This window comes from Acidimicrobiia bacterium, from assembly GCA_036396535.1.
Taxonomy (GTDB): Bacteria; Actinomycetota; Acidimicrobiia; order Spongiisociales; family UBA5794; genus DASWKR01.
This window is the reverse complement of record DASWKR010000001.1, coordinates 1-12898: the sequence shown is the minus strand read 5'-3', so window position 1 is coordinate 12898 and position 12898 is coordinate 1. Positions and strand designations below refer to the sequence as shown.

At 68.6% G+C, this 12898-nt stretch carries 13 protein-coding genes; 6 read left to right on the top strand and 7 right to left on the bottom strand.

The window, feature by feature from the left end:
* Positions 1-212, top strand: a 212-nt coding sequence (locus VGC47_00065; GenBank protein HEX9853696.1) for a DUF4389 domain-containing protein, incomplete at its 5' end; no start/stop codon positions are given.
* Between the two features lie 14 nt (positions 213-226).
* On the opposite strand, the gene VGC47_00060 is transcribed toward VGC47_00065, so the two are convergent.
* Positions 227-670, bottom strand: coding sequence for a DUF695 domain-containing protein (locus tag VGC47_00060; protein HEX9853695.1), 444 nt, complete (start codon positions 668-670; stop codon positions 227-229).
* 32 nt (positions 671-702) lie between these two features.
* Positions 703-3090: a hypothetical protein gene (locus VGC47_00055; protein ID HEX9853694.1), complete on the bottom strand. Its 2388-nt coding sequence runs from the start codon at positions 3088-3090 to the stop codon at positions 703-705.
* 139 nt (positions 3091-3229) lie between these two features.
* Here VGC47_00055 and VGC47_00050 point away from each other — a divergent pair, with 139 nt between their 5' ends.
* Together VGC47_00050 and VGC47_00045 are read left to right on the top strand one after the other, a co-directional pair.
* Entirely contained in the window at positions 3230-4978 is a 1749-nt protein-coding gene (locus VGC47_00050) for a PAS domain S-box protein (protein ID HEX9853693.1), read from the top strand.
* Positions 4979-5074: 96 nt separating this feature from the next.
* Positions 5075-6316 carry an META domain-containing protein gene (locus VGC47_00045; protein ID HEX9853692.1) on the top strand — a complete coding sequence of 414 codons (1242 nt, stop codon included), beginning with the start codon at positions 5075-5077 and terminating at the stop codon, positions 6314-6316.
* Here VGC47_00045 and VGC47_00040 read toward each other — a convergent pair.
* The gene (locus tag VGC47_00040; protein ID HEX9853691.1) at positions 6291-6908 is read right to left on the bottom strand and encodes an endonuclease/exonuclease/phosphatase family protein; all 618 of its coding nucleotides are present in this window, start codon (positions 6906-6908) and stop codon (positions 6291-6293) included. The genes VGC47_00045 and VGC47_00040 overlap by 26 nt on opposite strands.
* Before the next feature lie 130 nt (positions 6909-7038).
* On the bottom strand, positions 7039-7710 hold the full coding sequence (locus tag VGC47_00035) for a hypothetical protein (protein HEX9853690.1): 672 nt from the start codon (positions 7708-7710) through the stop codon (positions 7039-7041).
* A 188-nt stretch (positions 7711-7898) separates the two neighbouring features.
* Between VGC47_00035 and VGC47_00030 the strand changes: the two genes are divergently transcribed.
* Positions 7899-8738 (top strand): Gmad2 immunoglobulin-like domain-containing protein, encoded by an 840-nt coding sequence (locus tag VGC47_00030; GenBank protein ID HEX9853689.1) that lies wholly within the window; start codon positions 7899-7901, stop codon positions 8736-8738.
* A gap of 60 nt (positions 8739-8798) precedes the next feature.
* On the opposite strand, the gene VGC47_00025 is transcribed toward VGC47_00030, so the two are convergent.
* On the bottom strand, positions 8799-9872 hold the full coding sequence (locus tag VGC47_00025) for a magnesium transporter CorA family protein (GenBank protein HEX9853688.1): 1074 nt from the start codon (positions 9870-9872) through the stop codon (positions 8799-8801).
* Positions 9873-9966: 94 nt separating this feature from the next.
* Here VGC47_00025 and VGC47_00020 point away from each other — a divergent pair, with 94 nt between their 5' ends.
* Positions 9967-10461, top strand: a complete 495-nt coding sequence (locus VGC47_00020; protein HEX9853687.1) for an HNH endonuclease — start codon at positions 9967-9969, stop codon at positions 10459-10461.
* A gap of 5 nt (positions 10462-10466) precedes the next feature.
* Here the strand turns inward: VGC47_00020 and VGC47_00015 are convergent, their stop codons facing one another.
* Positions 10467-10988, bottom strand: a complete 522-nt coding sequence (locus VGC47_00015) for a universal stress protein (GenBank protein ID HEX9853686.1) — start codon at positions 10986-10988, stop codon at positions 10467-10469.
* A 29-nt stretch (positions 10989-11017) separates the two neighbouring features.
* Entirely contained in the window at positions 11018-11794 is a 777-nt protein-coding gene (locus VGC47_00010; protein ID HEX9853685.1) for a hypothetical protein, read from the bottom strand.
* A 78-nt stretch (positions 11795-11872) separates the two neighbouring features.
* On the opposite strand from VGC47_00010, the gene VGC47_00005 reads away from it, so the two are divergent.
* On the top strand, positions 11873-12898 hold a 1026-nt coding region (locus VGC47_00005), incomplete at its 3' end, for a formimidoylglutamate deiminase (protein ID HEX9853684.1).

Here is a 12898-nt window from a genome sequence, read left to right as displayed (position 1 = left end):
TCGTGGCTGCCCTGCCACACCTGATCGTCGTCGGCGTACTCGCCTGGGCCGCCGGCATCGCCACGTGGATCGGGTACTGGATCATCGCCTTCACCGGGAAGCTGCCCGAGGGACTGCACACGTTCGTCGTCGGAGTCCAGCGATGGAACTCCCGGATCATCGGTTGGATCGCCAGCCTGACGGACGAGTATCCGCCGTTCAGCCTCGAGTAGCGCTCGGAGACGGCTCAGCCGACAAAGGCGTGGTAGACGGTCCAGTCGGTATCGTGCTGTGACATGAGGTCGATGCGGTGCGTCGTCACGGCCCGCTCGACGTCGCTGCGGAACCCGTCGATCCACTCGTCGCTCGTCGTATAGAGGACCAGCTCGCGCATCGAGGCTGCGGTGACCACTCCGGCGAGGATCGCCCGCTCGCCGGCTCGCTCCACGATCAGGTCTTCGGCGACCGCCAGCTCGTCCATCTCGCCCGAGGTCGGCAGCCCGCGTTCGTCGGGGTCGTTGAGCCGGAACGCCAGGCCGACCTGGATCGGGTAGTCGGAGCGGTCGACGGCCTTGGCGAGAGCCGTGTTGAACCGGGCGAAGATCTCGCCTCCGTCTTCCGAGGTCCCGCGATACACCTGCCAGGCGGGCGCATCCGAAGCCGAGGCGACGGTCACCTTACGACGGAACATGGTCGGCAACGCTAGCAACGCGACCGTGGATGTCAGATCTCGGCGGCGAACAGGTCGATCGTGGCTCGGAGCTGCGGCTCGCGTTCGTAGTTGCTGTGCGAGTCGTATGGGAAGAGCGGAGCGGCGGCTTCGTTGACCCGGATGTCGGCGTCCGGGTCGGCGGGATCGAGCACGCCGCCGGGCTCAACGAAGACCTGCTGCCCGATGTAGTCCGTCGAGCGCCACAGGCTGCGCCAGGCACGCTGCTGGGTGGTGCGCAGCACGGCGAGCTGGTCGCGGAGCTCCTGGAACGTGCCCTTGGCGCCGAAATGCCAGGCGAAGAACCGCCCGTACAAGCGGCTCAAGGGAGATCCGTACGTCACGAGGCCAACCCGGCCGAGCGGGTGGACGTCGAGCGGCTGCTGTTGCTGCGACGGGTCGACGGTGGCGTCCGGCCCGGCCGCTTGTTGGCTCATGACCATGTCCCGGTAGCTGTCGTACTTGGCGCCGTCGATGGCGATCTCGAGGGTCTCGGTCTCCGCCCCGATCTGTGCCAACGCCGCGAAGGCGATGACGGTCCCCTGCGAGTGGGCGGCGACGATCACCTTCTTGTCGTCCGCGAGGTGCGCACGGATGCGGTCGCGGAACTCGGGAACGGCCCGCTCGGCGTAGCACGGCGCCGCCAAGGGGTGGAATCGTCTCGGCCAGAAGCTGAGGACGTCCCAGACCTTGCCGAGCTGGCGGCGCTTGTCGCGTGAGCGGGCGTTGGCGCGGATGAGCTGGACCCCCGGGAAGACGTACAGGACGACGACGGTCGCCGACACCGAGTGGAGGAAGCGCAAGCCGTCGATACCGAAGAGCGGAGCGGCGAAGGCTCCGTCGGCGCCGGCCCCGAGCGCGAAGTCGCCGGTCCACCACTGCACCCCCGTCATCACCGCCATGACGGCGACCAGGATCGTGAGTGACTTGTCGGCGCCGCCGAGCAGCGTCGCCGTGATGCGGGCGCCCGCTACCGAGCCGACCCAGTCACGCTCCCTGTCCGTCAGCTCGCCGTCGCTCCGCTGTGGGAAATAGTCGGTCCGGACGGCGTCCCTCGGTCTCGGGGTCCGCAGGTACGACACCACCGAGTAGCCGACGGCGGCGGCGACGGACACCGCCAGGATGTCGATGAGCACGATGTCGAACCCGTTGTCGTTCACCCAGTCCGCCCCGACGAGGGCTCGGCCGACGAGGTGGGCGATGGCGACGAAACCGGCGCCCGCAACGATGATCGCAAGTGCTGCCGACACCCCCGGCAGGAGCCAGAGCATCCCTTCCGAGTCGGGTTGCTCGCCGCGTATCCGGCGCCTGACGAGTACGGCGAGCATGGCGATCGCGACCACGTACAGCACGCCGGAAAGCGCCCTGACGGCATCGAGGAACGCGAATCTCCCGGCCGAGGAGGACTCCATCGACTGGGTGACCGCCCAGGCGACGGCGCATCCCGCCGCGGCGAGCCCGACGTGCGACAGCGTCCAGCCGATGCGCTTGCCAGTCTCCTGCTCCGATCCGGGATCGCCGGCCGCGGCGGGCTCACGGAAGCGCTCGGGGCCGCTCAACAACCACACGAACCCGACGACGACGGCGGCGATGGCGGCGACGCCGAGCCAGGCATTGGCCGGTGGAGACTGCCACCCGACTCGGGCGATGGCGTGCCCGGCGCCGGCTCCGAGGAGCAGGAGCGTGAGGCCGAGGTGCCACCGGAACAGGCGTCGGTGCTCCTCCCACTTGTACCAGAAGCCCTGGTTCTCGAGGGGGGTGTTGCGACGAAGCCTGCTCGTGTCGCGGCGTCGCCCGTCGGCGACGCCGATGCGGCGACGGCTGCCGTCCGTCTCGAAGCCCTCGAGCTGGTCTTGTGTCCTGAGGATGAAGGTGAAGAGCCCGAGGATGAGCGCCGCGGCGATGCCGGTCCCGACTGCGACATGCCACACGGGATTCCCGCCGAACCAGGAGATGGGCGCCATGTACCAGCGGTCGGCGCACTCGGGGGTCGATGCGCAGCCGAAGACGACGATCTCCGTCGCCAGCGTCACCAGCCACACGACGTAGACCGCCGTCATGGCGAGCCCTGCGCCCACGACGAGCAACCGGCCGTACCAGACGCTCGACCGGGTCGGCTCGTCGGTGCGCGATCGCTCGACTTCGCTCGGGCGGAACATCCAACCGGACACGTTGAGCAACGTGAACGGCAGGAGGATCCACCACACGGACGAGGTCCATGTCCCGGAGGTCAGCTTGCCCCACTCGTATGCCTCGACCTGTCTCCCGTGGGCTGGGGGAACGTTGGGTGCAAAGAAGCCTGCGATGCGGTCGCCGGCCGTCTGGGTGACCGGGCCACCGAGGATCTCCTGCGCGGTGGCGCCACCGACACCTCGGATCTCGAGCTGCACGATCTCGCTCACGCACCACTCCTTCTCGCGGCGTTGCCCGTAAATCTACGAAGCGGAGGGAGCCCGTGACGACTTTGATACACCGGCGTTCCGGGGGCGCCGCTTGCCGGGCGATCTCAAGCGGAGTCGCCGCGATGCCGATGTCTCCGTGGTGAAGCACGGTCGACACCAGTGGGGAACGGCCGGCGCCACACGGGACGTGATCCTCCTCCTCGTGCTGGCGGTCGGCGCCTGGCTGGTGGCGCGTCGTTTCGACGTGTTCGAGCGGTTCGTCGGCTTCGCTGCAGATCACGAGGCGTGGGAGCTCGACGAGTGGGCAGTGGTGTCCATGATCCTCGTCCTCCTGCTCGTGGCCTTCTCCTTGCGCCGCTGGAGCGATGCCGTCGCGGAAGCCGCCATGCACGCAAAGACCGTGGAGCGGCTGCGGATCCGCGAGCACGAGATCCGCGCCGTCGTCGATGCGATGCCGGACCTCGTCTTTCGACTCGACCGGAGTGGCACGTGCCTGGCAGCCAAGGAGTCGTCGCAGGTCGGCCTCGATGCGGTCGATGTCGTCGGCCGGTCGGTCACAGATGTCCTCCCTCCCGATGCGGCCCAGAAGGTGCTCGAGGCCATTCGCCGGGTCGAGGCGACCGGTGAAGCCGTGGAGTACTCGTTCGAGTTCCCGCGATGGACCGGGCACGAGCTGTGGGAGGCTCGGTTCGTCCCGGTTGCTGGAAGCGACGACGTCCTCGTGGTCACTCGCGACTTCACGAGTGCCCGGCGCCAGGAGCGCCAGCTGGCCGCCAGCTCGGAGCGATTCCGGAGGGCGTTCGAGGCGACCGCGGCAGGGGTGGCCTTCATCGGGGTCGAGGACGGGCGCTTCCTGAGGGTCAACCCGGCCGGCTGCGAGATGCTCGGCTACTCCGAGAGCGAGCTGATCCAGATGACGATCTCCGATGTCACCCACCCGGACGACAGGGTCGCCAGCGCCGAGCGGTTCTCCCGCGTCGTCTCGGGGGAGGTGCCGTCCATGCGCTCCAAGCTGCGCTATGAGCGCCGCGACGGTTCGACGGCATACGGGCTGGTCACGACGTCTGCCGTGAAGGGAACTTCCGGTTTGCCGCTGTACGCCGTGGCGCATGTCATCGACATCACCCAACAGGAGAGGGCCGAGCGCCGCCTCGTCGAGCTGCTCGCCTCCAAGGACGAGTTCATCGCCTCCGTCTCACACGAGCTGCGGACGCCGCTCACCGCGGTGGTCGGCTACGCCGAGCTCCTCAAGGATGAGACCAGCCTCACTCCCGGCGAGCGCGAGCAGATGATCAGCGCCATCGCCGAGCAGAGCCACGACCTGTCGCAGATGATCGAGGACCTCCTCATCGCCGCCAAGATCGACACGGACAGCCTCACGGTCGCCGACGTGCCCGTCGACCTCGTCGCCCAGGCGCGCCACGTGCTCGAGTCCCTGCAGCATGTCGATCGCGTCTCTCGGATCGTCGTGACGGGCGGGCCCGCACATGCACGGGGCGACCCGGCGAGGGTGCGCCAGATCGTCAGGAACCTGGTCACGAACGCCCTGAGGTACGGCGGCGACACGATCGAGATCCGCGTAGCTGCCACCGAGCGGCGTGGGAGCATCGCCGTCGCCGACGACGGCGTCGGCGTCACCGCCGATCAGATGACGCACATCTTCGAGCCATACCACAGCGCGCACACTCACGAAGGCATGACCGCCTCCGTCGGGTTGGGGCTCACGGTCTCGCGCAAGCTGGCGCGCCTCATGGGTGGAGACGTCGACTACCGGCGCCCGGCCGGCGAGACCGTGTTCGAGCTCACTCTGCCGATCGACTCTGTGACGTCGCCGGGTGACGCAACTCCCGAGCGAGGTGACCTGGCGCTGCAGCGCACGTCGGTCTGATGCGCCTCCCTCGGGTCGTCGGGTCACGGCGGTCTCGACGTGGACGCGAGGCGATGGGGCTGCTCTGCGTCGGAGTCGCCGAGTACGGTGGGGGCCATGCGGAGAGCGCTTGCTGCGTTGGCCGTGCTGGCGGTCGCCTGCAGCTCTGTGTCGGGCCACGCCTCGGAACGCTCGGGCACGGGGGACTTCGTGTTCGAGGACCTCGTTCGCGACCTGTGGCTCGTTGAGCGCTTCGAGACCCCGGACGGTGAGATCACGCTCCCGGACAGCCATCGCGACGGACCTTCGTTGCGCTTCCTTCGCAACGGAACCGTCGAGGTGAGCGACGGATGCAACGTGAGCGCCGCCCAGTACACCGTCGAAGATGGGTGGCTCAGCGTGCGTCGCAACCGGCGGTGGACCGTCGAGGAGTGTCCCGATCTCGCCCAGCAGCTCTTCCACGACGTGTGGGAGCGATTCGACACGATCGAGGGGAGCGACGACGAGTTGGCCATCGCCGCCGATGGCGCGGTGATGCATCTGCGCCGGGCCGAGGTCGCAGACCTCCCTCTCACCGGGATCCGCTGGAAGCTCGAGGATCGCTTCGACTCGGGGGGCAACGAGCTGCAGCCCCGCTTCTATGCCGAGCTCGTCGTCGACGAAGGAGGAGCCATCGTCGTCGACGCATCCTGCGTTCGCTCGACTGGCCCGCTCGCCAGGACGGCGACGGGCCTGTGGGCCCCGCAGCAGCGAACGGTCGACCTCTGCCCGCTCGACGACCTCCGGCCGCAGCCGAAGGCGAGCCAGATCGTTTCGGATGTCGGGCAGGCGCTGTCCGACGGAGTCGATTACGCGGTCGACGACGAAACGCTGTGGATCACGACCATGGCCGGGGAAGTGTGGGCATGGTCGAAGGCCGATCGGACGCGGTTCGGCGCCAACCCGTCGCTCGGCCTGCTGCCCGAGGACCCGATCGTCGCCATCGCCGTCCCGTCGCGCCAGCTGGAGATCGAGATCCGGGCCAACGGCGGTTACACGATGCGGGACCGTGGTCGCCCAATCGACGAGCAGGTCGTGGGTTCGATCGATGGCGAGGTACTGGCGGATCTCGTCGGTGCGGTGGCGGCGACCGACATGCGGGCGCTCGAGCGCGACCTCCAGCCGACCCAGACGACGTGCCGTCTGGCGCTGGCGAGGGGAGCGCCACAGCCACAGGTGCAGCTGTCGTTCTGGCAGACCCAGGGATGGCGCACCCGATACGACTGCGAGGTCGATGCGGTCGCAGGCGGGGTCCCCGCTTTCACAGCGACACTTGCCGCCCTCGACTCGGTGCTCACAGGGGCCGCGGCGCAGTCCTGAGCCCGCCAGAGCAAAGAGGACCGCGTCTGCGCCAGACTCGGTGCGTGGCGTTACTCACGATCTCGGAGCGGACGGTCGAGGTGGCGGCAGTGGTGTTCGACAAGGACGGTTCGCCCTTGTCGCTGCCCCAGTCGACGTGGCTCGGGGCGTTGAAATCGCCCGTCACGATGAGCGGCATCGGGAGGCCCATGATGCTCGTCCAGGCAGGGATGCGTCGTTCCAGGTCGGCGAGGCGGGTCGTTCGCTCCATGGCCTCGACTTCGTCGATCGAGGCGCCGTCCCTGAGCACGTATGGACCGTACGGGTTTGCCGGCAGGTGGACGTTGGCGACGGCAAAGGCTCGTTCCGGCTCGACGAGGACGAACGCCGTGTCTCCCTCGGTGGCCGCCAGCGGGTACCGCGAGAGGATCTGGCGCGGCTCGTCGTAGTTTGGCCAGCCGAGCATCGTTGCGACGGCTGGGAGGTTTCCGCAGGCCTCCTGGATGCCGACGACGTCGGCCCCGGCCGCCTCGATCGCATCAGCCACCTTGCGGAGATCGACGACGTCGCCTCCGATCGCGATGTTGAACGACATCACCGAGACGGCGGTCAACGCTCACCTGCGGGGGCCGACGCGGCTGGTGTCACGAGGCGCTTGATACCACGAGCCGGCCGCGCCGTCGACCCGGGCGAGTTGCCGCGGCGGCCGAGCAGGTGGCACGGTCGCGGCGAGCACCCTCGTCTCACCCGATGAGCGGCAGCCTCGGATCATCGTGAGGGGCCCGGCCGGATGCAGCTCGTACCCATGCCAGGTCGTCGGATAGGTCGGCCGGCCGGCCGCCCACGGTTCGGCGCGCCAGCAACTCGTCGAGGATCTCGGCTGCTACCGAGACGGCCGCCGGGGAGGGCACCGCCTCCCGGCCGAGGGCATCGGTCAAGTCGAAGCCATGGACCACGGCCTCGACAACGCGGCTGGGAACGAATTCGCCGACCTCCATCAAGGCGTAGTAGCCGGACCCGACGAGGCCGGGGTCGACGGATCGCGACTCCTCGATCGTCTTCGTGAACGTCTCCTCGAGGACGGCCGGCATGTCCGCCGGGGACTTGCCGGCGACCATTGTGTAGGCGTAGTCGTATACGACGGGCGCCACTTCGCTTCGCGGGAAGATGAAGAAGCTCACCCGGTCGCGCCCGACCTGACCATCCTTCGGGTCGGCGATCAGCATGCGCGTGAGACCTATCGAGATGTCGAAGTGTCCGGCGAGCTCGAAGACCGTCCAATGCCGCTGTGCCGCGTCGAGCGGCACGAGCTTCGTCTCCATCTGCCACTCCTCGGCGGTCAGGCCCTTGAAGATGTCCAGCAGTGTCATGAGCTCGTCTTCGAGGATGTCGATGCTCTCGGCGTACGTCACCATCGGTCCCGTCCTCTCCTGGGTGTGCTCCGGCAAAGCTACCGCCGCCACGGATGCCGTGCCCGGCTCAGCGGGTGCACGGGGTTCCACATGCGGGGGGCTACCGGGACCCGCGTCACCTGAACTGCCCTACTGCGACGTCATACGGGTAGAGACCCGGATCGACCGGGCGCGTCGAAAGGACCACCGCCATGAAGCGCACGATGACAGCCCTGATGGCGACCGGCGTGCTCGCCGCATCGCTCATCATCCCCTCCGCCGCCTTTGGCACGACGAGCCAAGCCACGGCCAAGATCGACGTGGCACCGTACTTCTGGATCGACGAGGCCGGCCATGACGGCCGGACAGGGCCTTTCCTGGTTCCCGTCCAGCGCAGGGTCCCGGCCACCGTGGCAGTCGGCACCGCCTCACTCGAGGAGCTGCTCGACGGCCCCAAGGCGTCCGAGGCAGGAGCGGATCCGGCGATCTCGACACAGATCCCGGACGGCACCAGGTTGCGCGGGCTGACGATCTCGGACGGCAAGGCCAAGGTCCACTTCAACAGGAAGTTCGCAGGCAACGACGACTCTGCCGCAGCCGCCTTGCGCGTCGCCCAGGTGGTGTTCACGTTGACCCGCTACCCGACCGTCGACCGGGTCGTGTTCTTCCAGGGTGACCACCGCATCAGGGTCCAGACATCGGACGGCGAACTGAAGAGGGTCGTCACGAGGGACGACTACCTCGACTTCGTGGCAGCCATCTCGGTCGAGACACCCGTCTACGGGGGCCGGACGAACGACCGGGTCAGGGTCAGCGGAGACGCCGCCGTCTTCGAGGCAACCTTCAACTACGCCCTCCGTGACGGCGACGGCGACCTCATCGAGAAGGGCATCGCCATGTCGGACAACGGTGTCGGCTGGGGCACCTTCGACTTCACGATCCAGTACGACGTCGCCGAGCGCCAGCGCGGGACGCTCAAGGTGTGGGCGTTCTCGGCAAAGGACGGCTCCCGGATCGACGTGAGGAAGTACCCGGTGGTGCTCGCTCCCTGACAGTTGCCACCACGCCATGCCGGCGGCCCCGGGGATTCCTCGGGGCCGCTGCGCGCCCGGTCAGCGGTGGTGGTCGTCCATGAAGGGGCGGACCACGGCTCTGATGGGTGAGGTGGTCAGTTGGACGAAGCCTGCCAGGCCCTTGCCGATCGCCCTGTCGACCCTCGGGACCTTCGGACCCCCTACGAAGCCGCGGCGGGCGAAGTAGACCCACAGGCCTGCCGCGACGATCGCCATGAGACCGAGGAGCACGAAGTACGCCCAGCGCCACTGGAGCTCGGGCATCGTGGCGAAGTTCATCCCGTAGATGCCTGCGATGAGCGACAGTGGCAGCACGATCGCCGAGAAGACCGTCAGGACTTTCATGACCTCGTTCATCCGCTCCGAGACGGTGCTCCGGTACGTCTCGAGGAGCGTGCCCAGGAGCGACCTGGCGGCGTCGAGTGACTCGACGATGCGGCTGTAGTCGTCGTGGGCGCTCTCGATCCTGCGCCGCTCCCTCGGGCCGAGGTGGCTGCGAATGCGGCTCAACGCTCGCACCATGTCGCGCTCCGGAGCGAGCACCCTGCGGAGCACGATGACGTCGCGGCGCAGCGCCTGCACGCCCCCGACGACGTCCGGATGACCGCCGATCGCCAGCTCCTCGAGGCGCTCCATCTCGGTATCGAGGGCGTCGACGAGCTGTTGGACCCGCCTGGCGGAGATGTCGAGGAGCACCGCGAGGACGGCGTCCGGTCCCTGCGGCGGGGCTGCAGTCGAATCGAGCAGGCGTTCGAGCGTCCACTCGATACCGGGGATCTCGACGCGGTGGAACGTGACCACGAATGAGCGGCTGAGGAAGACATCGAGCTCGAGCGTCTCCAGCCGCTCGCCGCTCACCCCGAGAGTATGCGTCACCACGAACAGCTGGTCCTCGAGATCGTCGACGAGGGGGAACTCGTTCGGGCTGAGCACGTCGTCGATGGCGAACGGCTCGAGCCGGAGGGTGTTGGCGATCGCCCGCACCTCGGATTCGGTGGCTGCCGTCACGTCCAGCCAGAACCACCCGCCCTCCGGGACACGGGGCGGCAATGCGGCCATCTCGACCTCGTCGACCAGGACGCGTTCCTCCGCAACGGTGATCAGCCGGAGCATCGTCGCTGATTATGGGCCGGCGCACCGCAATGGCCGCGGATTCAGAGGCGACGGCGCGGGACTGGTGCGCATACCCCCTGGTACGCTGCCGCCCATGGCGCGGGCTCTCGTGTTGAACGCCACCAACGAGCCGCTCTCAGTGGTATCGGTTCGTCGCGCCGTCGTCCTCGTCCTCCACGAACGCGCCGAGGTGCTCGCCACGAACGGTGCTACCTGGCGTTCTGAGTCGATCGAGATGCTCTCGCCTTCGGTGATCCGCCTCAACCGTTTCGTCCGGGTGCCGTTCTCGCGGAGGGTCCCGCTCAACCGAAAGGCGGTCTTCATCCGCGACACGCATCGCTGCCAGTATTGCGGCAAGCCGGCCGAGAACCTCGACCACGTCGTGCCGAAATCGCAGGGCGGTGGGCACACGTGGGAGAACGTGGTCGCGAGCTGTCGCCGCTGCAACTCCCGCAAGGGTGGTCGCACACCCGGCGAGGCGGGCCTGACGCTCATCCGCCGGCCGATCGCACCACGCCGCGACTCGTGGGTGGTCGTTTCGACCGGGCCGTCCGTCGACCCGCAATGGGAGCAGTACCTGCGGCGCTGAGACGCTCAGCTGTCGCGGTTGCGTACGAGCAGGACGCCGCACGGAGCTTGCCTGGCGATCTTGGTCCCCGTCGACCCGAGCAATCCCTCGAAGAAGCCCTGCCCGTGCGACCCGATGACGACGAGGTCGCAGCCCGACTCCTCGATCTCGTCGAGGATCGCCCGGGCCGTCTGCTCGGACTCGAGCACCTTGGAGTCGGCGCTGACGCCGGAGGAACGCAGCGCATCGACGAGGGGCATGCAGCGCTGCGCCTTCTTGTCCTCCCGGTAGCGATCGATCATCGCCAGGTCCCCGGGCCATCCGAACGGCGCCTTGCCGCCGTGCGACACCCCGACGTACTCGTTGTCGCCGACGACCTCAGGGGGACCCTGCTCGCCGTACTGCGCCCGCATCTCGGCGAGGAAGCTGTGAGGCACCTCGACGACTGTGAGCACCGTCACGGTCCCACCACCCGCTGTGAGCGGAACGACGAAAGCCGAGACCTGCTCGGCCGTGAGGCGGCCGTCGGTTGCGACGAGGACGTGCACACTCCTCCGTTCGGTCGGCCGGGCCTACCCTATCGGGTGACGCCGTGCGCTTGCCCGATCTCGCGCAGCGTCGGGACCTGCACGCCTCGATCGGTCGCATGGCTCAGCGCTCGCTCGAGCCGCGACGGAGCGCTCCTTCCGGTTGCGCCGTGTCCGGGGTCGGCCTCGAAGGCGGCCACCATGCCCGCCAAGAGCCGGTCACGGTCGAACTTCTCGCCTGTGAGGTGCTCCTGGATCGTAACGATCTCGTCGAAGACGGCGGTGGCGAGCACTTCATGGACTGCCCACAGCTCGCCGACCGAGCCGCCCGTCTCCAGCCCTGCGATGTTGGCGGTGAGGATGTAACAGTTCTTCTCGACGAGGGCGAAGAGCAGCTCCTCGTCGGTCGACACGACGTGCGCCGGGATGCTGCAGGTGGCGAGGGCATCGACGAGAAGCTGGGCGGCAGGGCCGCCGATCGGGCTCGACGTGATCACTCGGACGTCCTGGCCCTTCTTCTTCTCGAACCAGACGACGGCGACCGTCGGATCGACGATGTGGGATGCAGTCCAATCGCGCGGGAGCAGCTCGTTCTGGAGCAGCCCGGTGCGGGTGCGCCACTCAGGCGGGAGGCTCCGCAAGGCCGGGTGGAGGTCGGCTTCGGCGACGGTGACGAGGACCAGCTCCGGCTCCGGCACCCGCTGAGACGCCACCGCCCTGTCCGTGTCGCGCAGGACCGGGTGGACGGACGCCCCGGCACGCAGCAGCGCTTTGGCGAAGATCCCACCCATCTCACCGACACCTACGAGCACAGCGTCGCCGGGCATGGGAGGAGAGGGTAGGTGCCGGACTCACATCGGCCAATCGCCGTCGCCGCGCCACGACCACCGGTTAGCGTCGGCAGTATGAACCCGGCCACGTGGCACGCCGAACGTGCGATCGTCGGTGGCGCCGTCGTCGCCGACGTGGCGATCACCGTCGAAGGCGGCTCGATCACCGGGGTCGCCGGACAGGTACCGCCCCCCGATGGCGCTCGCCGGCTGGGCGGCCTGACCATCCCCGGCCTCGTGAACGCGCACAGCCACGCCTTCCACAGGGCAATGCGAGGGTGGGTCGAGCGCAGGGGCGCCGACTTCTGGGGATGGCGCGCCGCGATGTACGCGGTGGCGTCTCGGCTCGATCCCGACTCGTACCGGGATCTGGCCACTGCCGTGTACTGCGAGATGGCGCTCTCGGGTATCACCGCCGTCGGTGAGTTCCACTACCTCCACCATGGTCCTCGAGGTGCGCGCTACGCCGAGCCGAACGCCATGGCCGACGCCCTGCGTGCTGCCGCCGATACAGCCGGGATCCGGCTCACGCTGCTCGACGCGTGCTACCTGCGGGGCGGATGGGGTGTCGAGGCCGACGAGATCCAGCAACGCTTCTCGGACGGTTCGGTCGACGCCTGGGAGGAGCGGGTGTCTCTCCATGCAGGGTCAGATCGCGTGAAGGTGGGCGCCGCGATCCACAGCGTGCGAGCCGTGGACGAGGCGGGGCTCGCCAGGGTCGCCGAGTGGGCGACGTCACGCCGAGCACCACTCCACTTCCATGTCTCGGAGCAGCGGGCAGAGAACGAGGCTGCGCTCGCCGCCACCGGCAGGACTCCGATTGAGCTGCTCGCCGAGGGAGGCGCCCTCGGCCGGCGGTCGACCGCGATCCACGCGACGCACGTCACGGGAGGCGACGTCGGGCTCCTCGGCGGCACGGGCACAGGGGTGTGCATGTGCCCGACGACAGAGCGGGCACTGGGCGACGGTGTCGGCCCCGCCGCGGCGCTCGCCGCCGCCGGGTCGCCGCTCTCGGTCGGGTCGGACTCGCATGCGGTGATCGACCTCTTCGAGGAGGCCCGAGCGATCGAGCTCGACGAGCGGCTCAGTCACGAGCGCCGC